This is a genomic window from Halanaerobium salsuginis (assembly GCF_900114545.1).
Taxonomy (GTDB): Bacteria; Bacillota; Halanaerobiia; order Halanaerobiales; family Halanaerobiaceae; genus Halanaerobium; species Halanaerobium salsuginis.
This window is the reverse complement of sequence record NZ_FOTI01000020.1, coordinates 1-26,825: the sequence shown is the minus strand read 5'-3', so window position 1 is coordinate 26,825 and position 26,825 is coordinate 1. Positions and strand designations below refer to the sequence as shown.

Sequence of the window (26,825 nt, the reverse complement as noted above, 5' to 3'; positions counted from 1 at the left end):
CCCTCCAGGTAGTAATTAACTACAGGGAGGGTAATTAAATCCTTTACTACTAAGTTAATTTTACATGAATAAAGGAGCAAATACAAGTGAAACAATTGTCATTAATTTAATCAGTATATTTAAAGAAGGTCCAGAAGTATCTTTAAATGGATCTCCTACTGTATCGCCCACAACTGAAGCAGCATGAGTATCTGTACCTTTACCACCAAAAGCACCTGATTCAATATATTTTTTAGCATTATCCCAGGCACCACCAGCATTAGCCATCATGATAGCTAATAATACTCCAGAAGAAAGTGCACCACCAAGCAGACCACCTAAAGCCCTTACATTCCAGAGACCAACTACAACTGGTACAATTACAGCTAATAGTCCCGGTAAGATCATTTCTTTTAAAGCAGCTGTTGTACTAATGTCAACACATCTTCTATGATCAGGTTTTTGAGTTCCCTCCATAATTCCAGGCATCTCTTTAAACTGACGTCTAACTTCTTCAATCATTTCTGAAGCAGCTTTGCCAACAGCTTCCATTGTAATAGCAGAGAAAAGGAAAGGCAGCATTGCACCAATAAATAGACCAATAATAACCTGTGGATTAGTTAGACTAATTGATTCCAGGCCAACTGCCTGCGAAAAAGCTGCAAATAGGGATAAAGCTGTTAAAGCAGCTGATCCAATTGCAAAACCTTTTCCCATAGCAGCGGTTGTATTGCCAACTGAGTCTAATTTATCTGTTATTTCTCGTACAGAATGATCAAGCTCTGCCATTTCAGCAATTCCACCTGCGTTATCAGCAATTGGTCCATAAGCATCGACAGATAGAGTAATACCTGTTGTAGAAAGCATACCTACAGCCGCCATTGCAATACCGTATAAACCAGCAAATGTATAAGCTAAATAAATAGCAACTGCTATAACTAAAATTGGCATCATAGTACTTCTCATTCCAACTGATAAACCGCTAATAATATTAGTAGCAGTTCCAGTTTGAGACTGACGAGCAATATGTTTAACTGGTCCATAATGTTCTGATGTATAATATTCAGTAATCCGTCCAATTAAAGTACCAGCAATTAAACCCGCAATAATCGCAATAAAAACTCCTAACTGGCCGGTTAGAGAATTAACTAAAAAGTAAGCGCCAATAATTGTTATTCCACCTGCTGTCAAAGTTCCTCTTTCGAGTGCTTTAGCTGGATTTCCACCCTCTTTAGCTTTGACAAATCTAGTTCCAATAATAGAAGCAATAATACCCAGAGTAGCTAATAACATAGGTAAAATAACAAAGTTTTCACCAAGTGTAACGCCTAATGTCATAGCTGCAACAATGGAACCTACATATGACTCAAATAAATCTGCTCCCATACCAGCAACATCACCAACATTATCGCCAACATTATCAGCAATAACAGCTGGATTACGGGGATCATCTTCTGGAATACCTGCTTCAACTTTACCAACTAAGTCTGCCCCTACATCAGCAGCTTTAGTATAAATTCCTCCTCCAACTCTAGCGAAGAGAGCAATTGAACTTGCCCCGAAAGCAAAACCACGAATAAATTCAACGTTATTGACAAAGAATATGTAGAGAATACCTAGTCCAAGGGTTCCCAGTCCTACAACTGACATTCCCATTACAGATCCTCCAGCAAAAGCAACTTTTAATGCCGCATTAAGTCCAGATTGAGCAGCATTAGTTGTCCGTGCATTTGATTGTGTAGCAATCTGCATACCAATAAAACCAGCTAGAGCAGAAAAAAGCGCTCCTAAAACAAAGGACATTGCTGTCTGCCAGCCCAAATTTGGTACAAGTGCCATAACAATTGCCACAACAATTACAAATACAGAAAGCATTTTGTATTCACGACCCAAAAAAGCCATTGCCCCTTCATTGATCGCACTTGATAATTCTGCCATTCTGTCATTTCCAATACTAGATTTTTTTACTTTTCCGGTCAGAATAAAAGCAAATATTAAAGCAATTATCCCTGCCAGAGGTGTTAAAAAATTCATGCACCAACCTCCTCATTAATTTATATAATTTTTGAAAATAATTACTAATTTTAGCAATTTATCTAAATTAATTACTTAGCCCAATTAGAATAAGCTAAGCAACTAATTATCAAATTATTTAATTTAAAAAATTTTAAAATTGACTGGTAAATAAAATTTTCAGGATTACATTATTGCTAAAATAAGTGAGTTGAGCATAAAAAGAACTGCAGCTATGGTTGTAGCTTTACTAATTTTATCTTCCATCTTTCTACCAGATTTACCAAAAAAAGTAGTAGCTCCCCCATCAATTGCACCTGACAAACCGGCACTTTTACCTGACTGTAATAAAACTCCAACTATTACTGCAATAGCTATAATAAAGTGTAAAATTTTAAGAACAAACATTAATTTTCACCTCCAGTATTAAGATAGATACGATTACTTACCTATTATCTAACCCAGTCTTAATTTTAACATATTAAGCCCTAAAAAACAATGTTTATAAGCTAAAAAAAGCTCTTAATTTAATAGGGAAAACAGTTTCCAATCCCCGTAATTTCAAGCACTTTAGCGATTATTTTAAAAATTCTTTAAATTTATTTTAGACTATAAAACAGCGTTTTTTTATTAGTGAAACTAACCTATTTTTACGCTTTATTTTAGAAAAATATATTTTTTGTGATTATTCGAACTATTTTAATTAAATAATTACTTTTTGCTGCTATATAATAAAAACCGGACAGAATAAATTCTGTCCGGTTGAAAATCAAACTATTTTTTGATTAGTTGATATAATTTTACTTAAAACTAAGCATTTAATCTAATACTTTATTAAACAATTATTTCAAGTTAAAGAAAGCATCCTTACCAGCAAATTCTGCTGCTTCACCAAGACTTTCTTCAATTCTTAGCAATTGATTATATTTAGCAACTCTTTCGGAACGAGCAGGAGCACCAGTTTTAATTTGGCCTGTATTCATTGCTACTACAAGATCAGAGATAGTTACATCTTCTGTTTCACCGGAACGATGAGAAACTACAGAAGTGAAACCAGCTCTAGTTGCCATCTGAATTGTATTTAATGTTTCAGTTAAAGAACCAATTTGATTTACTTTAATTAAAATAGAGTTAGCACTTTGCTCAGCAATTCCTCTGCTTAATCTTTCTACATTAGTTACAAAGAGATCATCGCCAACTATTTGCAGGCGATCGCCTAATCTAGCAGTCATTTTAGCAAAACCTTCCCAATCATCTTCTGCTAAGCCATCTTCAATTGAAATAATAGGATATTTATCAATTAGATTTTCATAGAAATCGATCATTTCTTCCGATGTTTTTTCTACACCTTCACCAGCTAATACATATTTACCATCTTTGTAGAATTCAGAAGCAGCAGGATCAAGTGCAATATAAAAATCATCGCCAGGCTCATAACCAGCAGCTTCAATAGCTTCAACAATAACCTGTAAAGCTTCTTCATTAGATGATAAGTCAGGTGCAAAACCACCCTCGTCACCTACACCTGTACCTAGTTCTTTTTTCTGCAGAACTTTTTTCAGATTATGATAAACTTCAGATCCCATTCTGAGAGCTTCCCGGAAACTAGTAGCTCCAACAGGCATAATCATAAATTCCTGTAAATCAACATTATTATCAGCATGTTCTCCACCATTTAAAATATTCATCATTGGAACAGGTAGAGTTTTAGCATTCATACCACCAATATAGTTATAAAGATAATTACCAGTTGCTTCTGCCGCTGCTTTGGCTACAGCCATTGAAACACCTAAAATAGCATTAGCACCTAATTTTCCTTTATTGGATGTACCGTCAAGCTCACGCATTAAGTTATCAATTTCAATTTGTTCTCTAACATCATAACCTATTATTTCGGGAGCAATAACTTCATTAACATTTTTGACAGCATTTAAAACTCCTTTACCAAGATAGCGATCTCCACCATCTCTTAATTCAACTGCTTCATGTTCACCAGTTGAAGCTCCAGAAGGAACAGCAGCTCTGCCCATTACTCCATCTTCCAGGACTACTTCTACCTCTACAGTCGGATTACCGCGTGAATCCAGGATTTCGCGTGCATAAACATCTGTAATTGTTGTGTTTAACATTTAAATTGACCTCCTTATAATTTGACAAACATTTCTTTTTAGTTTATTTTTAAATAATTATAATAATTATTTATCGGTAAGCAATAATGATTCACCTGTCATTAATTCAGGTTTTTCAATTCCTAAAATGTCGAGCATTGTTGGTGCTAAATCTGCTAGTTTACCAGAAGCAATACCAGTATTCTCAGGCCCACCTATATAGTAGAGGGGTACTAAGTTAGAAGTATGGGCAGTAAAAGGATCTCCTGAGCCATCCTTCATCTTTTCACTATTACCATGATCAGCTGTTATTAAAGCTTGACCACCTTTAGCTAAAATAGCAGGTATTACCTGAGCCAGACAGGAATCTACTGTTTCTACAGCTTGAATAGCTGCATCTAAATATCCAGTATGACCAACCATATCTGCATTAGCATAATTAAGAATAATCACATCATATTCATCAGCCTCAATTTTTGCCAGTAATTTTTCAGTTACTTCAGGAGCACTCATTTCTGGCTGCAAATCATAAGTTGCAACATCTGGAGAAGAAACAAGCAAACGATCTTCATCCTTGTTTGGTTCTTCAACTCCACCATTAAAAAAGAATGTTACATGGGCATATTTTTCTGTTTCAGCAATTCGGAGCTGTTTAAGTCCTTCTCTGCTTAAAATTTCACCCAGGCCATCCTTAATTTCTACTGGAGCAAAAGCTACTGGTAAGTTAAACTCTTCATCATATTCAGTCATAGTTACATAATATAAATTTTCTGGATGATCAGCAGCACGCTCAAACTCTGAAAAATCAGGTAAAGCTAAAGCTCTTGTTAATTGACGAGCTCGATCAGCTCTAAAATTAAAGAATATAACAGAATCATTATCTTTAATCGTAGCAACTGGTTGTTGATCTTCTTTAATTACAACAGGAACAACGAATTCATCTTCTACATCATCTGCATAAGATTCTTCTACAGCCTGAACTGGATCAGCAGCTTGAATTCCTTCTCCACTAACCATTGCATCATAAGCCTTTTTTACTCTATCCCAACGATTATCTCTATCCATAGCATAATAGCGACCGCTTACAGTTGCAATTTTACCAAGCTCAAGCTCAGCCAATTTTTCCTGCAGTTCTTTTAAATATTTTGTACCACTAGCTGGTGGAGTATCCCTACCATCAAGAATAGGATGAATAAATACTTTTTCCAGACCAGCATTTTTAGCCATTTCAATTAAACCAAAAAGATGCTTAATATGGCTGTGTACACCACCATCAGAAAGTAAACCAATTAGATGTAGAGCTGTTCCTTTAGCTTTAGCATTTTCTACTGCTTTCTGTAAAACTTCATTTTCAATTAATTTATTTTCAGCAACTGCTTTATTGATTCTAGTAAAATCTTGATAAACTATTCGGCCAGCACCAATATTTAAGTGGCCAACTTCTGAATTACCCATCTGTCCTTCTGGTAAACCAACTGCTTCTCCAGAAGGTTTTAAAACAGAATGAGGATATTCCCGGTTAATTTTATCTAGATAAGGTGTATCTGCCAGATAAACAGCATTACCCTCAGCATTTTCGTTAATTCCAAGTCCATCCATGATTATTAAAGCTAATGGTTTTGGTCTTGTCATAATAAACCTCCTTATAGCCTTATTTAATTATAGGCCAGCTTACTAAATAATTTTCTTTAAATCTTAGTTTAATTTCAGCATGATAAACTGCGGCTGATTAAACTTTTTTAGCTTCTATTAATAAATTGCGGCTGTTTTAGTTATCATTTCAGCAAAAGAGTCAGCCTCTAAACTGGCTCCCCCAACTAAAGCACCATCAATTTCTGGTTGAGACATAATTTCTTCTACATTATGGGGTTTGACACTGCCACCATATTGAATTCTAACTTTTTTGGCAGCCTCTGGATAGCTCTGACTAATATTTTCTCTAATAAGAGCAATTACCCGATTTGCTTCTTCAGCCGAAGCTGTTTCTCCAGTTCCGATAGCCCAGATAGGTTCATAAGCAATAACAACATCTGTAATTTCATCTTCCGATAATCCTTTTAGAGCAGCATCAACCTGAAAATTAACTTTAGCTTCTATTTGATCAGCTTTTCTTTCGGCCAGAGTTTCTCCTACACATACAATTGGTTTAATACCATGTTTAAGAGCAGACTTGACTTTTAAGTTAACTTCATAATCACTTTCACCAAAAAGTTGACGGCGTTCAGAGTGACCAATAATTGTATATTCAATTTCACTATCAGCCAGCATTTTAGCGGAAATTTCGCCAGTATAAGCACCAGAATCTTCCCAATAAATATTTTCTGCTCCAGTTACAATTTCACTGCCAGCTGCAGCCCTCTTAACTGTTGTTAAGCAGAGAGCAGTTGAGCAGATACCAACTTCTACATTATCTATTCCTGCAACTTTATCTTTTAAATCGTTAATTGTTGTTTCTGCTTCAGCAACATTTTTATTCATTTTCCAATTACCACAAATAAATGGTTTACGCATATTTTTTCCTCCTCAAAACTTGCCATAAAGACAGTCTTTAAGTCCGGTTATTATTTTTTAAATTAACTATAATTAAGCGCTAAATATTTTACTCAACATCATCCAGAGCAGCTACACCAGGTAATTCTTTACCTTCAAAAAACATTAGAGAAGCTCCTCCACCAGTAGAAATATGGCTCATTTGATCAGCAACTCCAGCCTTGTTAATTGCAGCAGCAGAATCACCACCACCAATAACTGAATGAGCATCAGATTCAGCAAGTGCCTTAGCTAATTCAATAGTTCCATGAGCAAATTTTTCCATTTCAAAGACGCCTAGTGGGCCATTCCAGATTACTGTTTTAGCATCTTTAATAATAGCTTTATATTGTTCTAAACTTTCCGGGCCACCACAATCTAAAATCTGCCATCCAGCTGGAACTTGATCTGCTTGAACAACTTTAGTATTAGCTTCATTAGAAAAATCATCTGCAATAACTACATCAATTGGCAGTACAATTTTCACTCCTTTAGCCTCTGCTTCAGCCATTAGTTCTTTAGCTAGATCTACTTTATCAGCCTCAACTAAAGAATCACCAAGCTCATAGCCTTTAGCTAATAAGAAAGTATTTGCAATACCTCCTCCAACAATTAAAGAGTCAACCTTAGTAATTAAATTTTTAATTACATCAATTTTATCAGAAACTTTAGCCCCACCCATAATTGCAACAAAAGGACTAGCAGGATTTTCCATTACTTCACCCAGAGCATTAAGCTCTCTCTGCATTAGAAATCCAGCAGCAGAAGGTAAATATTCAGTTACACCAACTGTAGTTGCATGTGCTCTATGAGCAGCTCCGAATGCATCATTTACATAAATATCAGCTAAGGAAGCCAGCTGTTTAGCAAACTCAGGATCATTTTTCTTTTCACCTGGATAAAAGCGGCTATTTTCGAGAACTAGAACATCACCATCTTTTAAATCTGCCACAGCTTTTTCTACATCTTCCCCAATACAATCATCAACTTTTTTAACTTCTTTGTTTAATAAATTAGCCAGTTTTTTAGCAACTGGATCCATTCTTAGTTCGTCTTTAGCTTCCCCACCTGGACGACCAAGATGAGAAATTAATAATAATTTTGCTCCTTCTTTAATTAAATATTCAATGGTAGGTAAAGCAGCTTCAATTCTAGTTGTATCAGTCACTTCTCTATCTTTTAAAGGGACATTAAAGTCAACTCTAACTAATACTTTTTTACCTTTAAAATCCATATCTTTTAATGTTTTTTTCATTTCAGATACCCCCGTTAATTAATTAGTGATTACTAATTAGTATTGTTAAGCAGTATTTTAAAATTAAATAAGCAAAAAAATTTTAAATAAGCAGACATAATTCCAGGGGCAGGTCATTGACCTGTCCCTGAAAATTAATTAATAATCTATTACAGTTTTAATGCTAAATCTACAACCCGGTTAGTATAACTTAATTCATTATCATACCAGGAAATAACTTTAACCATATTACCATTAACAACCATTGTGGAAAGACCATCAACCATAGATGATTCTCTCTGACCAAGGATATCTCTGGAAACTAATTCTTCTTCAGTATAGCCAAGAATACCTTTCATTTCTCCTTCTGCTTTTTCTTTTAAAGCAGCATTTACTTCTTCAACAGTTACATCTTTATTTAAAGTAAATACTCCATCAACGCAGGAGCCATCAGGTACTGGAACTCTAATAGCCATACCATCAATTTTACCATCTAATTCAGGTAATACTTTTGTTGTTGCAATTGCTGCACCAGTAGTAGTAGGAATAATATTTTCAGCAGCAGCTCTACCTCTTCTAATTTTTCCGGAAGGTAGATCTAAAATACCTTGACTGGAAGTATAACCGTGTACTGTAGTGATTAAACCTTTTTCAATGCCAAAAGCATCATTTAAAGCTTTAGCCAGTGGAGCCAGGCAATTAGTAGTACATGATGCATTAGAAACGATCAGATCATCATCAGATAAATCATCATCATTTACACCTAATACAATTGTGTTATCAATTTTATCTTTAGCAGGAACTGTTAATAAAACTTTTTTAGCACCAGCTTCAATATGTTGCATTAACTGTTCTCTTTTACGGAAAACACCTGTAGATTCAACAACAATATCAATTCCCATTTCGTCCCATGGTAATTCAACAGGATTTTTAACAGCAGAAACTTTAATTTCTTTGCCATTAACAACCAGATTGTTATTTTCAATTTCTACAGTACCATCAAAGCGACCATGCACAGAATCAAATTTAAGTAAGTAAGCAAGATTTTCTACACTTACCAGGTCATTAATTGCTACAATTTCTAAATCTTCATTTCTTTTTTCAACTAAACGTAGAAATGCTCTTCCAATTCTTCCAAATCCATTAATTGCTACTTTTTTACCCATTATTAATTCCTCCTTAGTAATATAACGAAACATTTTAAATTGAAACATTTAAATTAATTTACTAAACAAAGATTTTAAGAAGTTTTACTAAAGATATTTTGCTGATTTTGGTTCTGCAGCCTGTCTCTGGCCTCACCCCCCTTTAAGTGAGATAATTCTGCGGGCTGTTACTTCATCTGTAATTAAAATATCCTGGTATTTTGAAGACACAGCAGCTATAATAGCCTCAGCCTTATTTTCCCCGCCAGCAACCACTATTACCTTATTAATAGTTTTTAAATCTTCTAGATTTAAACCAACACTGGTTGTAGAATATATAATTTCTCCGGCTGAGTTAAAATAAAAACCAAAAGCTTCTCCTACTGCGCCAGATCCAATCAAATCAGCAATTTCTACTGCTTTCATGCCGCGTCGCCTTGCCATATCACGGGCTGTTCCTACTCCGTGAATTAAAATATTAGCTTTTTTTAGCATTTCAAGTGTTTTTTTGATTGCTGGCTCTTTAGCTATGTGATAAATATTCTCTTCAGCCATGTTATCTGGTAGATGAAGCAGATGATAATTACCACCTAGCTTCTTGGCAATTTTAGCTGCTATAGTATTAGCCTGAATTTCAACATCTTCTCCCAGACCACCACGTCCTGGAACAACTGTTACATTTCTGGCTGAAGAACTATAACTCATTTCTGCAGCTACTAAAGCCAGGGTAGTTCCTCCAGTTACAGCAAGAATATCATTATCATTTATTTCCTGCTTTAATAACTGAGAAGCTAACCTGCCAATTTCTGCCTTTAAGTCAGATTTAGGAACTGCTCCATTAACTAATCTAACTTTTTTTATATCCAGAATATTCTCTAATTGTTTCTCAAGCTGATTAATATCGCGCAGTTCTTTAATGTACTCATCTAATTCTATCAAAAATTCTTCCCCAATTCTAGTAATCTGGGTACCAGCAGGAGTAATTTTTATTAAAGCATTTTTTTCAAAAAACTCAAGATCATTTCTAATTTTTCGTTCACTGAGATCAAGTATCCTGGCCAGAGCTCTTCTCCCTATTGGCTGGTTATAATAAATACCTCTTAGAATATTATACCTCTGTTGAGCTACTTTAACAATCTCAGGTACAATTTTTTGCTGAATTTTAAACAATTTATTCATGTTTAACCTCCCAGCTGGAACGTTTTTGTCCAATCGGAACAATATTGTCCCGATAAAGCCAAAAACAAAGCTGATTAACCCATAAAATCAGCAACTGTACAAATTATTATCAAAATATCTTTAATTTAATTGCAAACTTTTTACTTCCACATGTATTATATCATTTTCAGGGAAAATTTCAAGTTAATTTTTGAGCAATTTTTTTAATTCTACGCAGTCGATGATTAACAGCTGATTTGCTCAAGTTTATCAATTCGCCAAGTTCTTTCAGGGAAGCGTAAGGGTTTTCCCGACGCAAAATAGCTATTTCCTGTAAACCAGCAGTTAATGATTCCAGCCCTTGTTCTCTTTCTATAATATCTATATATTCCAATTGATCCATGGCAGCAGCAACTGATTTTTCTAGATTAGCAGTTTCAAAATTAACTCGGCGATTTACATTATTCTTTAATTCCTTGACAATATGATCATTTTCCATTTTTAGCATCGCTTGATGAGCTCCAATAATATTTAAAACTTTAACAACCTCGGCATAGCTTTTAAAATAAATTACATAATTACCACGATGTTCAGTCTGATGAGCTGCTAAATTAAAACGAGCCAGCAATTCTTTTAAATCGGCAGCTAAACTAGATCTTTCACAGCGAAATTCTAAATGATACTCACTTTGAGGACTATTAACTGAACCACTTCCTAAAAAGAGCCCTCTCAAATAAGCCTGCACCAGCTTACGAGAAGCAAGATAATCTTCTTTTATATGAAAAACTAATTTATTGGCTGGCGTTAAAAAGCCAAGTTCCAGCAGAAATTCTCTAACTCCAGGCTGAGGAGTAACAATAATCTCATAGCGGTTGCTTAAATTAAACCTTCTATCTCTTCTTACCCTGATCTCCATATTAAAACCAAAACGGTCTTTTATAAGTGAATAAATTCTCCGGGCCAGATTACCATGATAAAGCATAATTTTAACAGCAAGATGTTTATTTAAAATTTGAATTGAGCCATCTACCCTAATTAAAGCTGCCAGCTCCGCTAATTGTTCTAAATAACTACGTTTATCTTTCCTAGTTAATTCCTCTTTAACTTGATCAGTAAAAGACATTCTACCACCCTTTTAAAAATTACTAATTAATTTTTTTACTTAATTCAAAAATCAATTTTGCCAATTCAAGTGGATCATGGCGTAAATAACTATCTTTTTTTAAGAGATCAGCTTCGATAACCTTAACTCCCTGCTCTTGTAAACGATCACGATCAATTACAATTGGAAAAGCACCTTCAGCTTCATATTTTTTCCTTAGTTCAGCAGAGCCAGATTGATTATTAACGATAATATAATCAAAAAGGTCAGGTCCGCAATGATCTATTAAAGCCTGCACATGATCTGCAGCTGTATAATTATCGGTTTCACCAGGTTGAGTCATTACATTACAAATATAAACTTTAAGAGCCTGGCTTTGTTTTATTGCCTTAACTATTCCTTTAACTAACAAATTAGGCAAAATACTTGTATAAAGACTGCCCGGTCCTATAATAATTACATCTGCCTGCTGAATTGATATTTTCACTTCAGGAGTTGTGCTGGCATTTTCCGGATAAAGAAAAACCTTTTTAATTTCTTTATCATAGACAGGGATTGCAGACTCACCAATTCTTTTTTCTTGATCATGATAAATGGCCCCTAATTTAATGTCTTCATTTGTAGCAGGTAACACTTTACCTCTAATTGCTAAAACTTTACTGGAAGCTCTAATTGCTTCTTCAAAGTCACCCAGAACTTCAGTCATAGCAGCAATATAAAGATTGCCAAAACTATGACCAGCTAATTCTCCTTCTGCCTGAAAACGATGCTGAAATAATTTTTCCATTAATGGCTCTCGATCAGCTAAAGCCACCAAACAATTACGAATATCACCCGGAGGAAGAATTCCCATTTCATCTCTTAACCGTCCGGAACTCCCTCCATCATCAGCAACTGTTACAACTGCTGTTAAATTATCACTGTAATTTTTTAAACCCCGCAGCAAATTAGATAAACCTGTTCCACCACCAAAAGCGACTATCTCTGGACCTTTATTAGATTTTCTTTTTTCATATAATAAATCAAAAATTTCCTGGTTAGGAGTAATATGAGTATTAAGTTCTACTTTAATTTTACGTAAAGAATAATAAATTAAAACTAAACCAACAATAATTAGCATAATTCCACTTATTTTTAAAATTAAAGCAGTATATGTACCAAAAAAAAGTGCTAATAACATAGCCAGCTGACTGACTAAAAAATTACTTAAATCAAATCCTAGCAGAGGAGTAATCCCCATACTAATTAATAAAAAAGAAAAAATGATTAAAAAAAACCATCTTTTAACACCCAGGCCTGGAAAAAACCATTTGGGCAGATTCATATTTACACTTCCTTATAGTTATTTATTAATATCTCGGTGCTCAATACTCAAATTATAACTTTTTTTATCCAAAAATTCAGCCAACTTATTTACAGTTGTTACTGAGCGATGTTTTCCACCTGTACAACCAATTGCAATTGCTAAATGACTCTTGCCTTCTTTTTGATATTCAGGCAAGAGAAAATTAACTAAATTAAAAAATTTTTGATAAAATTTTTCAGTAACCGGCCATTTCAAAACATAATCCTGAACTTCCTGGTCATTACCAGTCTGATAACGCAGTGATTCTACATAATAAGGATTAGGCAGAAAACGAACATCTATCACCAGATCAGCATCACGTGGTATTCCATATTTAAAACCAAAAGAGATTAAACTAATATGCAATAGATTATTATCCTGATCAGAAAAATAAAGCTGATTAAGTTCTTCTTCCAACTCAGCCTTTTTCAATTCCCCTGTATCAATTATTTTACTTGCTTTTCCCCGCAGTTCCTCCAGAAGTTTTCTTTCACGAGCAATCGCTTCTAAAATACGTCCTTCATTATCGAGGGGGTGGCGCCGTCTGCTCTCTTTATAACGTCTGATTAAAATATCATCAGAGGCTTCTAAAAATAATATATTATAATTTAATCCCAATTCTTCTAATTGAGAAAGTTCTCTAAATAATTCATTAAAAAATTCCCTACCTCTAATATCACTAACCAGAGCAATCTTTGTCAAATCAGATTGCAAACATAGTTCAGCAAATTTTGAAATTAAAGCTGGCGGTAAGTTATCAACACAAAAATAGCCTCGATCCTCAAAATAATTTAAAGCAAGCGACTTCCCTGCTCCAGACATTCCGGTAATTAACAGAAACTCCATAGTAAAAACTAACCCCTTTCTGGCTTTTTAGCTGCTTAATTAAGATAAGGTGCACAATGGCGTAAAAAATATTTTTCTGGCTTACGAATAATATTTAAAAATGATAATTTAGCTACCTTAACAGGTTTCTTCCCATAAAATACAGCTGGATTATCTCTTAATTTATCAACTGTTGCCAGTCCAAGTCCATTATTAACAGCAAAAAACTTTTTATAACCACTCAGCTCTGCTGGCAGAGCTAAATAATATTTATGCAGAGCAGGAATGTGATCTGTTAAATCATCTAACATTAAATTTAAACTTTGCAGTGCTTTTTCTTTTTGAGCAGGATCTCTTAAATCAGCTTCCGAAACAGATAATTCTTCTAAAGGCCAGAAATGTTTATCTCTGTTTATTAAGTCTTCTCTAATATCTCTAATCAAATTAATTTTTTGCAAAAAAAGACCAGCTTCATTAAAATTAGCAAGCAGGACTTCTCTTTGCTGGCCAGTGATAGCGAATTTTTCAATAATAGTTTCAGTTAAAAACCCACCAACAGTACCAGCTACATAGTAGCAGTATTCATTAAGATCAGCAAAAGTAGCAACTTTTTTAGTTAAAAACTTTTGCATACCTTGATTCATTTCAGCCAGCCATTTATGAGAAATAATCTGGATTTCTGCTGACATATTTTTATAAAGCTGATAAAGCTGATCAATATTAACTGTTAAACGCTGCAGACTTTGATCTGCAATTAAAGCTGCCTTATCTTTAATTAGTTTAAAATCAGAAGCCCTATCATAGTTCTCTGGCGAAAAAATTCTGCTAACTGTATCCATTAACTTTTTTTGCAGATCAAGCTCAATTTTTTGTACTTCATCTTCAAAATTATCTAATATTCTATCTTGCAAATAGGCCAATAAGACTTCATCTTTTATTTCTTCATCAAGCATAGGTATTGTCAAAGCAAAACTTCGCGAAACTTCTGCCAGAATATCTCTGGCAAAGTTCATTTGATCAGATTTCATGATTTCACCTCATAATAATTAGCAGAAATATATTATTTACTGCTGTACTTCAAGAAAATAATAGTCATCAATATTAAATAGATTAATAATAAAAATAAAACTAGCAAATTTTGATAAGCAAAAAAATCGATTAATTTATCTGCTTTAAGCTGAAAAGTTGGCTTAATTTTAAGATATGGAACTACCGGCATTTCTTTATTTAAAATAGCTTTTTGATTTAAAGATTCTGGTAACAAAATATCCATTACCCGTGGCGCCTTTTCAACTTTAAGTTCACCACCAGTATAAATTTGCCAGGATCTTTGCACTGGAGCCAGCGAACGAAAATGATCATAACCAAAAGGGTCAAAACTACCTACCAATAAAATCAATTTGCTATTATCAAGTGATTTAAGTTCAGTCTTAGGAATAGTTAAATTAAGCTGATTACCGTTTCTAATAAGATTAACATCTTCTGCTGAATAAGGATCAATAAACGATAATTTACTAATATCCATCAAATTCTCTTTCTGACTATCAGGAGAAAAAATTCTAACCCACCAGCCACTTATTTTTAAAAATTTATTCCAATTAAAATCAGCCGGTAAAGTAACATTGGCTCCTGTATGAAATAATTTATTTGTACCACCAGGCTGATTATCAAGATAAATTTCGATTAAAGGTAAAGAAAAAGCAAATTCTCCCTGCCAGGGATCAGTCAACTTTGAAAAATTAATTTGAAACAAAAAGTTATCTGCTGATTCCAGAATGGTTAAACTTTTTATATCAAATAGATGCCCTTTATTCTGGAAAATATGGTTCCGTGGATATTGATATTTTCCCGGGCCATAGTCATCACCAACTCCATCCAGCTGATTAAAAATAACTTTATTTTCAGCAGCTGCTGCTATAGATAGACACGACAAAAAATATAAAAGTATTAAAAACAGCAAAGTTAATCTGATTGAATTTCTGCTGCTAAAAGTCATTTTTTCACCTCAAAATAAGCAGTTAATTATCTTCTCATTATATTTTCAGTAAAATCAACTGCAGCATTATATCCCATTGATTTCATGCGGTAATTCATGGCAGCTACCTCTAAAACAAGGGCCAAATTACGACCTGGCTTAACAGGAATTATTATCTCATCAATATCAAGATCCATAATCGTTGTTTTTCTTGTATCAATTCCCAACCGCTCGTATTCATTATTTTCATCCCAACGTTCTAACTTTATTGTTAAATTAATTGGCGATTCATTTTTAACAGCTCCTGCTCCAAAAAGCGTCTTAACATTAATAATTCCTATTCCCCGCATTTCTAAAAAATAACGAGAATTTTCCGGAGCACTGCCTGCAAGACGCAGCTCACCAATTTTTTTAATCTCAATTATATCATCAGCTACCAGGCGATGCCCTCTTTTAACTAATTCGATAGCGGTTTCACTTTTACCAATCCCGCTTTCTCCACGAATTAAAACTCCAATTCCATAAATATCAACCAATACACCATGGATTACTCGAACTGGTGCTAATTTTTCTTCCAGATAGTTAAGCAGCATACTGCTAAATCTAGTTGTAGAGATATTAGTTAATAAAACTGGAATTCCACTTTCGTCTGCTCGTTTAAGCAAATAGTCGGGGATCTTTTCTCCCCGGGCAACTATAATACAAACCGGATTATAAGCAACATATTCATCAATTCTTTTTTTTAGAAGATCTGCTTCCAGAGCCCGCAAAAAAGACATCTCTGTTCGTCCAATTAAATTAGCTCTTTCGGGAACAAAGTGTTTCCAGAAGCCAGCCAACTCTATACCAGGACGCTTAATATCACTAACTGTTATTTCGCGTTTAATTCCAGAACGACCCGCTTTAATTTCCAGATCAAAACGATTAAAAATATCTAATACTAATACTTTATCATAATTAGCCATTTTTAACTAGCCTATCTTCCATAGCAACTGCAACGGCTCCCATTAAACCAATATCTGAACCTAATTCTGCCTCCTTGACACTGACTATTTCTAATGGTCCAGAAAGAGCTGTCTTCTTCATTGTAGCAAGTGCTTCAGCCAGAAATAAATCAGAGGCTTTCATTACTCCTCCCCCTAAAATTATCATTTCTGGGTTAAAAATATTAATTACATTTCCCAGGCCAATACCTAAATAATAACCAGCTTTTTTAAATATTTCTTGAGCTACTTCATCACCTTGATAGGCAGCTTGAGCACAAATTACTGCATTAATATCTTCAACTATTTGATCTGCTAATTCAAGCATTTCTTTACTTAATCCTTTTGCTGCTGCTTCTCTTGCTCTTTTACCAATTGCAGTACCAGAAGCAAATGATTCGAGACAACCATGTTTGCCACAGCCACAAAGGGGTCCATCAGGATCAATTACAGTATGACCGATTTCACAGGCATTATCATTTGTACCATTAAATAGCTCCCGCTCAATAATTGCTCCTCCCCCAATTCCAGTTGAAATAGTAATATAGACCATATTATCAACTTTTCGTCCAGCCCCAAACCATTTTTCACCTAAAGCTGCTGCATTAGCATCATTTTTAAGTAAAGTTTTTATACCAAGAGCTGCTTCCATCTTTTTAACCAGGGGAACATTTTTCCAGGGAAGATTAGCATTTTCAATTATAATTCCTTTAGTAGCATCGAGGGGACCAGGACTACCAATACCAAGGCTAACAATCTGATCTTTGTTTACTTCAGCCTTAGCCAACACATCTTCAATAGTTAGAATCATGTTTTTTATAATAGTTTCTTCACCAGCAGCTGCTTCTGTATCTCTACGAGAACGAGCAATAATATTCCCCTCTTGATCAGCCAATCCGGTTAAAATTTTTGTTCCGCCTAAGTCAAGTCCTAAATAATATTCTTTCATTACAAACCCCTTTCAAATTCATTATCTTTATTTTAATACTTGGCCAGCATTTCCTGGCATCCTTTGATAAGTAGAATACCTAATATTCCCATAAATGCAAGCGGCAAACCAATTCCTGTCACAATTAACAGTCCAGCTAAAATAACTAAAGCTAACAACCAGAGCAGTGAAAATAAAAGATTATCCAGACTGATAACCAGCGCATTTTTTAAAATATTTTTTATCGATTGCTCAGACTGAACGATCAATAATCCCCAGAGATAAGCTTGATAAATAGAAAAGTAAATTACTAAATAAGCAAATAAAAAAGCAAAAGCCAATAACCAGGTATTTTCCTGTCCTCTAACTAAGAAAAATCTCAGATCAACAATAAAAATTAGATAAATCAAAGCTGTAACTAAAAAAACTAAAAAGCCCCGCCAAAATTTAGACTTAAAATAACTAATTAACTTCTTAAAGCCGGCGCTCTCCTGATTTATAACAAGATGAACAGCTTCTAAGCCAGTTAGAAGTAGAGGTCCAATTAAAACAATTGGCAAAATCAAAAATGGATAAGCTCCTGTTGAAAGAGCAAAAAATCCAACAAATAATAATATAGAAGTTAGAATAAACCAGCTTAAACCAACAAAAACTAATTTAAATAAATGTTCATAATATTTTTTAAAAGTAAATTTTAACACAGAAAAAATTTCCAACTAAATCCCTCCAAAAACCTTCCGTTTATTAAGCCAGGTTACAATTAATTATAACATAATTATTTTTGTTATGTATAGGAAATAGCAAGAATGATTTTTAATTAAGCTAAATCAAGCTCTAAATCAAGGTTAAATTCTTTTTTTAAGTAGCGAGCTATCCCCAGCTTATCATGATTAGGAGCAATATCATCGGCAGCTTCCTGCAGCACAGGATTGGCATTAGCCATTGCTACTCCACGCCCAGCCCACTCAATCATCTTTAAATCATTTAATCCATCACCAAATGCCATTACTTCTTCCTGTTTTATTCCAAAATCAGCAGCTATTTTTTGCAGAGGAACATCTTTAGAAATACCTTTTTTAGTCATTTCAATAAAAGAATTAAATGAAGCTGAAATTTCTATTTGATCGGCAAAATTATCAATTAAGAATTTATTTATTTCTTGCTGCTTCTGCTCGTCTTCTTCAACAATTAACATTTTAGTAGGATCCTGATCAATAAAATCAACTAAATTGCCAACAGGCTCTGATTTTATGCCAGAGATTTTTTCATAATCATCACTAAATTTATTTAACTCCTTTACATAAAGTTTATCATCAAGATAAATATTTAAATGATAATTATTTTCTTCTACCATTTCTGTAATCTGACGAGCAACTGCAAGTGGAATTGGCTGATGATAAATTATTTCTTTTTTCTGAGGGTCCATTACTAAAGCACCATTGTAAGTTATAACAGGACTTTTTACAGCTAGTTTTTCTAGGTGGGGAAGAGCAGAAATAAACATTCTACCTGTTGCTACAAGCGTAATTATCCCTTTTTCCCTAACTTTTTTTACTGCTTCAATTGTTTTAGCTGCTAACTGGTGTTCTTGATTCAACAAAGTTCCATCTAGATCAAATGCAATTAATTTAGTCTTCATTATATTAACCATCCTTTACTTATAAAAATGGCCGGGATAGCCCGGCTCATTAATATTATAGTTATAATTAACTTGCTATTTTACAAACCGTTCTGAGAATGCATATACTTCTTCTTTTAACTGAGCCAATTTCTGTTCAGCTTCAATATTCTTTAAAACTGCAAAAATAAATTTCGCAATCTGTTCCATATCATTTTCTTTCATTCCCCGGGTAGTTACAGCAGGGGTACCGATTCTAATTCCACTGGTTACAAATGGACTTCTGGTTTCAAAAGGTATTGTATTCTTATTCACAGTAATCCCAACCTTATCTAGTGCTTCTTCTACTTCTTTACCTGTCAAATTCATATTTGTCAGGTCAACCAACATCATGTGGTTATCAGTTCCACCGGAGACTAATCTAAGTCCATAACTGCTTAAAGCGTTTGCTAAACTACGGGCATTATTAATTATCTGTTTTTGATATTTTTTAAAGTCAGGAGTTAAAGCTTCTTTAAATGTCACAGCTTTAGCTGCAACTATATGCATTAAAGGCCCTCCCTGAATTCCAGGAAAAATTGCTTTATCAATTGCTTTAGCATATTTTTGCTTACAGAGAATCATTCCTCCTCTAGTGCCTCTAAGTGTTTTGTGAGTAGTTGTAGTTACAAAATCAGCATAAGGAACTGGACTGGGATGAAGACCCGCTGCAACAAGGCCGGCTATATGAGCCATATCAACCATTAATAAAGCACCTACTGAGTCAGCAATTTCTTTAAAGGTCTTAAAGTTTATAACTCTAGGATAAGCACTGGCCCCAGCGACAATTAATTCTGGTTGATGCTCTTCAGCTAACCTTCTTACCTGTTCGTAGTCTATTATTTCTTTTTCTCTGGTTACGCCATAATGAACAAAGTTATAATATTTACCTGAAATATTAACTGGACTGCCGTGGCTTAAATGACCGCCATGAGTCAAGTCCATACCCAAAATTGTTCCTCCTTCAGATACCTGCGAAAAATAAACAGCCTGATTTGCCTGTGATCCTGAATGAGGTTGTACATTAACATGTTCAGCCTGATAAATCTCTCTAGCTCTTTGAATTGCTAATTTTTCAGCCTGATCAATCACTTCACAGCCGCCGTAATATCTTTTATCCGGATAGCCTTCTGCATATTTATTGGTTAAAACTGAACCAGCAGCTTCCATAACAGCTGGACTAACAAAATTCTCAGAAGCAATTAACTCAATATTATGGGCCTGTCTCTGTTCTTCTTCTGCTATAATAGCAGCTATTTCAGGATCAACCTTTTTTAATTCCTGCATCCAAAGTTCATCTCCTCAGTTTAAATTATTAAACTCTTACTTATTTTATAAATTCTTTAACTTGAAATTAATTCCTGCTTATTTGCTCGACTACTTTAATTAGCTCTTTTTACTTTTAAATTAAAGCAAAAATATTCTTATAAAATTTATTATAAATAACATTAAAATAATTTTTAGCAGAACAAAGTTAATTATGTAAATTTTAGCCAAACCTCATTAATTAAAATGAAAAAGACCGGAAGCAAGACTCCCGGTTTTTTCAAAATATAAATTTATGCCTGGCTGATTGCATCAACTGGACAAACTGCAGCACAAGCACCACAATCAATACAAACATCAGCTTCAATTTCGTATTGTGTATCGCCTTCACTGATACATTCAACAGGACATTCTGGTTCACAGGAACCACACATAATACATTCATCTGAAATTACATGAGCCATCTTATGATTCACCTCCTGCTATTCAGCTTTATTATAATTTATTTTGTAAAAAGTTCACAAAACTATTATATCCAGCCAGCATTAAAATGTCAACTTGTTTAATAAATAGTTTTAAAAGACATTTTTAAAAACCGGCCCCTCCCCCGGGTAAGATTAAAAGCTGTATTTTAGAGCAATTGAAGTAAAATCATTGTCTGAAAATTGGCCGAATGTAGTATCATTATCACCATTAAAAATCTTATGAGAAAGTTCTAACTCAAGATCTTGTTTCAACTCATAATTAACTGCTGCTTCTAGACTGTAATCATGACCAGCCAAGTTATAAATCCAGGTCAATTCTGGCTCTATTTTTTCATTATTATAGCTATCTTTCAATTTAACAATAGCTCGATTTGTTGTATAATCATCATCAGCATCATAGTCAATATCAAACTGTGAAAGACCACTATGATCAAGTATTTTTTCTCCAGCAAACTGAATATTTAAGTTTAGATTGCTAATTGGCAGATCACGATCTCCACCGATAACCCAGGCTATTTTATTGTTTCTAACTAGTGGATTATCACCATCTGTATCATCGGTTCTATAATAAGCTAATTCAAAACGACTATTAATGGAGGCAATGACTTTAGCCATCTCAAAGCCAAAAATATCAACCGAATCATAATGAAGATCGGCATTATTTAAAGCTTCTTTTAGTTCAGATTTACTGATAGATCCTCCTGACCAGGAAGCAGCTGAACTGGCAACTGCAGCTACATTGTAGCTGGGATCACGTAAATAGCCTTTATAATAACTAAATCCATAATCAATACTCCCTCTGCTGTCAGTAAATCTTAAACCAAATTGATTATTTTCCTCATCGATAGCATCTTCAACTTCATTAATTAAATCAGTCTGACTTAAACCAGTAGCCGCTGATAACTCTCTTAAGCTAATTAAAGAAGCAAAAGGATTAATAACCCAATTCCCTAATGAACTATCAGGATCATCAGCAAGCCTGTTGCCTTCAAAATCAGGAGTATAAACAAACTCCAGATCAGCATTACCACCTCTAAAATATTTGTCTATCTTAAGCATTTCTTCTCCAATTTGACGTTCTTTATAATCAGGATTAATAAAATCACTTAAATCTTCTGGATTAAGATTATCAACAACATGAACTTTATCTCCTTTTCCCCAGATAACACGATGTCTCCCAATTAAAACATCATAACTAGAAGCTGAATACTTATAATATAATTCATTAAAGTCAATTTCATCTGCTGCACCTAATTGATAGTCAATCAGAACTTTAAATTGATTAGTTGAACCAGGATAATTAAATTCTAATTCACCACCTAAATTTTCCTCTATATCACCATCATCAGACATAATTCTTAACTCAGGCGAAATCGAGCCACTAATTTCAGTCTCTGTTTTTTCACTACCATAAAAACTACCATTATCAAATGCTATACCTGGTAAAGATAAAGTTAGCAGCAGTCCAAATAACAAACAAAAAATTAAACTTTTTTTCTTTAACATTAATTACACCCCATTATTAATTTAAGTTTTAAACTTTTAACAATTAATCTGAGCAGAAAAGCAGACAGCTTTTCTGCTCAGTAATGGTTTAAGTTAATCAGCTTTAATTACCTGTTTTAAGAAACTGCTGGGTAAATCTTTTGTCACTAATATCTTTGTTATACTCAAGTAGATAGTTACCATTTCTATCTTTTACATAGAGATGAGTTTGATGACCAGAATCTAAATTTTTCATTACAGTAGAATAAACAGTCCAGACTCCATCAACTTTTTCTATCTTACTATCAACAATCATCCTTTTATACAATTTGCCAGTACTTTTATCATACATTTCTATTTTAACAGGAATAAAATGCTCTTTTGTTACCCAGGAAACTGTTTTAGCATACTGCTCATCAGCTGGATTTTTAGGAGTTGCTTCTACGACATAACAGTCATAATTATTAAAGCTTTCTTCCTTTAATAATTTATAGGTGAAATCATCTATTTCTCTTGATTTCATATCATCATATGTGAAATCAGTTCCCATAAAAGAATCTCCACCTTGACCACCAGAAATTCTTCTTACTCTGCCTAAGTCAGGTAAATAAATCCACTGATCATCATCAGTATCTTGGTTTTCAATCTGCAGGAACCGAGTGTTTTTAACAGATTCTGGTTCATGAAAGACCATAACAGTTTGATTTAAATCATCTTCACCAGCAATCTTTTTTGACCAGGCTTCTACAACTCGATCTCTAACTTGACCACTACTATCAATTAAATCCATGCCCATTAAAGCATGTCTAGTCTGACCATCATCACGATTATCAACATTTTCCATAACTTCCCGACCACTAATTGCTAAAACAGCACTACTAACTGTTCCTAATAAAAGAGCAGCCAAAACAACTGTAATTAGCAAAGTTAAATTTCTTTTTTTCATTTTAAATTCCTCCTTTAGATTAAGCTAAATAATTTAGTGATATATAATTAAATAATTTGTAAAGTCTATTTACTAATAAATTTAGGCTTAAATAAGTTAAGCAGCAGTGGCAAAATAGTCAGTGAAGCAAGTGAAGAAGTAAACATTGTCACTGCAATTAAAAAGCCCAAATAGACAAGAGGATAAAAGTTTGAAAATAATAATACTAAAAAACCTGCTGCAACAGAAATTGCATTAAAAACAATTGCCTTTCCAGTCGAAGCTAAAGTTTTTTTCGTTACAATAAATAAATCTTCTTCCTCCTGACGCTCTGTATAATAAGTCTGGAGAAAATGAATTGTATAATCTACTCCAATCCCAATCGCAATTGAGGCTACCATAGCTGTACCTACATCAAGCTTAATTCCTAGATGTCCCATCAAACCAAAATTAATAATTAATGAAAAGGCAAGCGGAATAATTCCATAAATACCAGCCAGTAAAGATCGAAAAGAGATTGCTACCAACAAAAAGACAATAATAAAGGAGATTACTATACTTCTAGTCTGGCTGCTGACAATTAAATTGTTGGCTTCCAGAGCCATAGTTGCATTTCCCGACACTTCAACTTGATAGTTAGCAGGGAAATTAGCAGCTGTATAATTTGAAATATCCTCTCGCACTTTAGCAGCTGTTAAATTACTCGGGTCATTTAGCTGAATTAATATTTGTGCCTTATCTGGTTCTAACTGGTCATTAATAAAATCATCAACATTACCTGAATATAAAAGTAGGTATTGAGAAATTAAGTTTTTAAGATTCTGTGGACTAGCAGCATTATATTTATTCAAATCTGTAGGTATTTCATAATAAGCAGCTGCCTTATAATTCAATTCTTGCTTTAAAAGAGCAAGCATTTCATCAGTTGTCAGATTAAGATTTTCTGCTCTAATAAACGCTGAGTTAAGCAGGCTAATAAAGTCATACTCTGATAATTCTTTTTCTCTATCTGGACCAGGAATAAGTTCTAACTGACCAGAATTATTAGATTGTTCACCTGCAGATGAATCATCTTCCTGATAAAAACTAGAACTATGATCAAGATCATAATCAGAACCACTATCTTCTGCTGAAGTAGAACTAGAATCACTATAAAAGCTAGAACTTTGATCTGCAATTGAACCATCATCAGAACTAGAGTTTTCTGCTGTCCCCTGATAGAAACTGCTGCTGTTATCTTCAATTTCATCCTGTTCACTACTTAAAGCAGTATTTTGACTAGCAGAATCGCTCTCTACAGCTGGATAATGCATAACCTGATTCATGCGCTTAATATAATCGGAAATCGAAGTTGCTTTGCCTACTTCAGGAAATTTACTATTTAAATGTTTCTCTAATTTATCCATAGCTGCTAAAACAGCAGGATTATTTAAATCACCTGATTTTTGACCAGAAACCATAACTTTCATAATATTGGTTCCTGAGAAATTCTGATTAATAAAGTCATCAGCTTGTCTGATTTCTGTATTTTCTTTAAACATTTCAATAAGAGGGGTATCAACTACAATTTTACTAAAGCCCATTAGCGAAAAAATAATAATAACTAAAGCTGTCACAATAATTCCGATCCTGCGTCCCGCATAGAACTCGTGTAATTTATTAATCATTTTGTTAAAATGATCTTGAGCTTGATATTTATCTTTTAACTTATCATGACGATATGCATAAATAATTATTAGCAAAGACGGAATTAAGAATAATGCTACTAAAAAAGCGGCTGCTATTCCAATTGCTGTAAAAATCCCAAAAGTTTTAATTGGAATTATTTCACTTGAAGCAAGTGAACCAAAACCAGCTACAGTGGTTAATGCAGCCAGAAAAACAGCTTTCCCCAGTCTATTAACAGTTCGATAGACAATTTTTTGCTGATCTTCTGGAGTTAATTCTCCTGGATGCTCACTAATATAATCATAATAATGACTTAAAATATGAATTCCGTAAGCACTACCAACAGCTATTAAAAGAACAGGAATAACTGTTGAAACAAGAGTCAAACTTATACCAAGTGCAGCCATTAATCCAACTGCCCAGATACTGCTAATACTTACTGTAAGTAAAATCAATACTACTGCCAGTATATTATTAAAGAAAAGATATAACGCTATGATTAAGACTGCTACAATAAAGGGAATTAAAAACTTAACATCCTGCAGCATATTATCTCCCATTAAAACATTAATAGCAGTAGAGCCAGATATATATGTTTCAAAACCTTTACTTTTATATTGATCAGTCAAATTTTTAATTTGATAATAAGCTGCATCTTTATCATCATTACTTAGACCTTTTTTGAGTTTTATTAAAATTTCAGTTGACTTAAAATCACTAGAGTAGAGATTATTTTTATACATATCCCAACTCAATATTTTTTCTTTAATTGCATATTTATCCGAATCATTTTGTGGTAAATCCTTAACAAGGTCATCCACAATCATTCCATCTGGAGTTCCTTCAATAAAATCAGCATTAGTTAATGAAGTAACATCATCAACATAACTAATCTTTTCAATTCCAGCAGTTAATTCTTTTAAATATTTTAGATTCTCAGGTTCAAGTATAGTTCCCCGATCAACTTTTAAAGCAGCTACTATACCATCACTTTCTCCAAAAATATCTTTCATTTCTTCATTACTAACTTTGGCAGGATGAGTGTCTGGCAGAAAAACTTCAATATCATTATTTATCTGGACTTTCGGAATTTGAAATAAGAAAAAAATAGTTATTAAAAAAATTATTATTACTATTGCTTTATTGTGTTTTAATATTCTTTCCATCTTGCACCTCCACTAAACTTATTAATTCTGAACAACTTGATACATTTTCTGCAGGGTTTTAAGAACAGTTCTAGCATCTTCTTCAGAAATATCATCTAAAAATTTTCTAAACCATTCTTGATATATATTATTGATTAAAGGCTTCCTGCTCCTGGCCTTATCAGTTAAATAAATTAAATTCACTCTACCATCAGTGGGAGAAGTTTCTTTTTTCAAATATTCCTTTAACAATAGACTGCGAATAGCTCTAGAAATAGTAGCCTTATCAACACCCAAATTTTCTTGAAGCGTTTTCTGATTAATCCCATCTCCATCTCGAAAAAGATAAATCAAAATATTGCCTTCACTATGATTTAAATTATATTTTTCCAGTAGTTGATCTACAAACTGATCATGATCTTTATATAATTTTGCTATCCATTTGCCAATTGGGGCTTCTATATACATTAATAAACTCACCTCTACTTAATTGCACTTACAACTACATCAACAAAATAATAGCATGGTTTGCCCCCAAAAAGACTAAATAAATATCCTTAAATAAAAAAATATTTAAGGTTGTAAGCAATAAATTTCTCATTTATAAGTAAAAATAATATTATATAGTGTGAAAAAGATCTACCTTGTTCAGGAGGTGGCCAGTTCTAATCCTTTCAGCAGCTTTTTGAAGTTTGCTGCTGCAACTTTTAAGCCAAACCAGATTTTTTGACATACTTCACCCCTGACCGGCATCTCATCGACATCATATTTGCGTCTGAATACAGAAGGTATTCCTTCTACACCAGCACGCTGATTGCATTCTTTGATGTATTCTTTTTCACCCATTGTTTTTCTGAGTTTTCCTGTTTC

The 26,825-nt window shown here is 33.7% G+C and carries 24 protein-coding genes; all 24 read right to left on the bottom strand.

The genetic code is table 11. The annotated features are described in order from the left end of the window. Window positions 1-60: 60 nt before the first annotated feature. Entirely contained in the window at window positions 61-2,013 is a 1,953-nt protein-coding gene (locus tag BMZ74_RS07770; protein WP_089861686.1) for a sodium-translocating pyrophosphatase, read from the bottom strand. 165 nt (window positions 2,014-2,178) lie between these two features. Then, window positions 2,179-2,400, bottom strand: coding sequence for a preprotein translocase subunit SecG (secG, locus tag BMZ74_RS07765; protein WP_089861685.1), 222 nt, complete (start codon window positions 2,398-2,400; stop codon window positions 2,179-2,181). Window positions 2,401-2,834: 434 nt separating this feature from the next. Next, entirely contained in the window at window positions 2,835-4,121 is a 1,287-nt protein-coding gene (gene eno / locus BMZ74_RS07760) for a phosphopyruvate hydratase (protein ID WP_089861684.1), read from the bottom strand. Window positions 4,122-4,187: 66 nt separating this feature from the next. Continuing rightward, a complete protein-coding gene (gene gpmI, locus BMZ74_RS07755) occupies window positions 4,188-5,732 on the bottom strand; it encodes a 2,3-bisphosphoglycerate-independent phosphoglycerate mutase (RefSeq protein ID WP_089861683.1) in 1,545 nt (514 codons plus the stop codon). 117 nt (window positions 5,733-5,849) lie between these two features. Then, window positions 5,850-6,611, bottom strand: a complete 762-nt coding sequence (tpiA, locus tag BMZ74_RS07750) for a triose-phosphate isomerase (RefSeq protein ID WP_089861682.1) — start codon at window positions 6,609-6,611, stop codon at window positions 5,850-5,852. A gap of 88 nt (window positions 6,612-6,699) precedes the next feature. Beyond that, window positions 6,700-7,884 (bottom strand): phosphoglycerate kinase, encoded by a 1,185-nt coding sequence (locus BMZ74_RS07745; RefSeq protein ID WP_089861681.1) that lies wholly within the window; start codon window positions 7,882-7,884, stop codon window positions 6,700-6,702. Between the two features lie 149 nt (window positions 7,885-8,033). Further along, window positions 8,034-9,029 (bottom strand): type I glyceraldehyde-3-phosphate dehydrogenase, encoded by a 996-nt coding sequence (gene gap / locus BMZ74_RS07740; RefSeq protein ID WP_089861680.1) that lies wholly within the window; start codon window positions 9,027-9,029, stop codon window positions 8,034-8,036. Between the two features lie 132 nt (window positions 9,030-9,161). After that, on the bottom strand, window positions 9,162-10,187 hold the full coding sequence (locus BMZ74_RS07735) for a sugar-binding transcriptional regulator (protein WP_089861679.1): 1,026 nt from the start codon (window positions 10,185-10,187) through the stop codon (window positions 9,162-9,164). Between the two features lie 178 nt (window positions 10,188-10,365). Beyond that, entirely contained in the window at window positions 10,366-11,289 is a 924-nt protein-coding gene (whiA, locus tag BMZ74_RS07730; protein WP_089861678.1) for a DNA-binding protein WhiA, read from the bottom strand. A gap of 22 nt (window positions 11,290-11,311) precedes the next feature. Next, window positions 11,312-12,592 carry a gluconeogenesis factor YvcK family protein gene (locus BMZ74_RS07725; protein WP_089861677.1) on the bottom strand — a complete coding sequence of 427 codons (1,281 nt, stop codon included), beginning with the start codon at window positions 12,590-12,592 and terminating at the stop codon, window positions 11,312-11,314. Window positions 12,593-12,610: 18 nt separating this feature from the next. Beyond that, window positions 12,611-13,459 (bottom strand): RNase adapter RapZ, encoded by an 849-nt coding sequence (gene rapZ / locus BMZ74_RS07720; protein ID WP_089861676.1) that lies wholly within the window; start codon window positions 13,457-13,459, stop codon window positions 12,611-12,613. Window positions 13,460-13,494: 35 nt separating this feature from the next. Then, complete coding sequence (locus tag BMZ74_RS07715) at window positions 13,495-14,466, bottom strand: squalene/phytoene synthase family protein (RefSeq protein WP_089861675.1); 972 nt, start codon at window positions 14,464-14,466, stop codon at window positions 13,495-13,497. Window positions 14,467-14,498: 32 nt separating this feature from the next. Further along, a complete protein-coding gene (locus BMZ74_RS07710; RefSeq protein WP_245750852.1) occupies window positions 14,499-15,371 on the bottom strand; it encodes a glucodextranase DOMON-like domain-containing protein in 873 nt (290 codons plus the stop codon). Window positions 15,372-15,460: 89 nt separating this feature from the next. Further along, entirely contained in the window at window positions 15,461-16,378 is a 918-nt protein-coding gene (gene hprK, locus BMZ74_RS07705; RefSeq protein WP_089861673.1) for an HPr(Ser) kinase/phosphatase, read from the bottom strand. Beyond that, entirely contained in the window at window positions 16,371-17,345 is a 975-nt protein-coding gene (locus BMZ74_RS07700; protein ID WP_089861672.1) for an ROK family protein, read from the bottom strand. The genes hprK and BMZ74_RS07700 overlap by 8 nt, the downstream gene beginning before the upstream one ends. A 32-nt stretch (window positions 17,346-17,377) precedes the next feature. Further along, on the bottom strand, window positions 17,378-18,040 hold the full coding sequence (locus BMZ74_RS07695) for a YesL family protein (protein ID WP_089861671.1): 663 nt from the start codon (window positions 18,038-18,040) through the stop codon (window positions 17,378-17,380). A gap of 101 nt (window positions 18,041-18,141) precedes the next feature. Next, on the bottom strand, window positions 18,142-18,963 hold the full coding sequence (locus BMZ74_RS07690) for a Cof-type HAD-IIB family hydrolase (RefSeq protein WP_089861670.1): 822 nt from the start codon (window positions 18,961-18,963) through the stop codon (window positions 18,142-18,144). Between the two features lie 75 nt (window positions 18,964-19,038). After that, complete coding sequence (locus BMZ74_RS07685; protein ID WP_089861669.1) at window positions 19,039-20,268, bottom strand: serine hydroxymethyltransferase; 1,230 nt, start codon at window positions 20,266-20,268, stop codon at window positions 19,039-19,041. 272 nt (window positions 20,269-20,540) lie between these two features. Continuing rightward, a complete protein-coding gene (locus tag BMZ74_RS07680; RefSeq protein WP_089861668.1) occupies window positions 20,541-20,711 on the bottom strand; it encodes a DUF362 domain-containing protein in 171 nt (56 codons plus the stop codon). Between the two features lie 153 nt (window positions 20,712-20,864). Next, window positions 20,865-22,238, bottom strand: a complete 1,374-nt coding sequence (locus tag BMZ74_RS07675; RefSeq protein ID WP_089861667.1) for a DUF1302 family protein — start codon at window positions 22,236-22,238, stop codon at window positions 20,865-20,867. Window positions 22,239-22,341: 103 nt separating this feature from the next. Continuing rightward, window positions 22,342-23,163, bottom strand: coding sequence for an outer membrane lipoprotein-sorting protein (locus BMZ74_RS07670; protein ID WP_089861666.1), 822 nt, complete (start codon window positions 23,161-23,163; stop codon window positions 22,342-22,344). Window positions 23,164-23,228: 65 nt separating this feature from the next. After that, window positions 23,229-25,976: an efflux RND transporter permease subunit gene (locus tag BMZ74_RS07665; protein WP_089861665.1), complete on the bottom strand. Its 2,748-nt coding sequence runs from the start codon at window positions 25,974-25,976 to the stop codon at window positions 23,229-23,231. Window positions 25,977-25,997: 21 nt separating this feature from the next. Then, window positions 25,998-26,423, bottom strand: coding sequence for a MarR family winged helix-turn-helix transcriptional regulator (locus tag BMZ74_RS07660; RefSeq protein ID WP_089861664.1), 426 nt, complete (start codon window positions 26,421-26,423; stop codon window positions 25,998-26,000). A gap of 180 nt (window positions 26,424-26,603) precedes the next feature. Beyond that, on the bottom strand, window positions 26,604-26,825 hold a 222-nt coding region (locus tag BMZ74_RS07655; RefSeq protein ID WP_177181395.1), incomplete at its 5' end, for a transposase.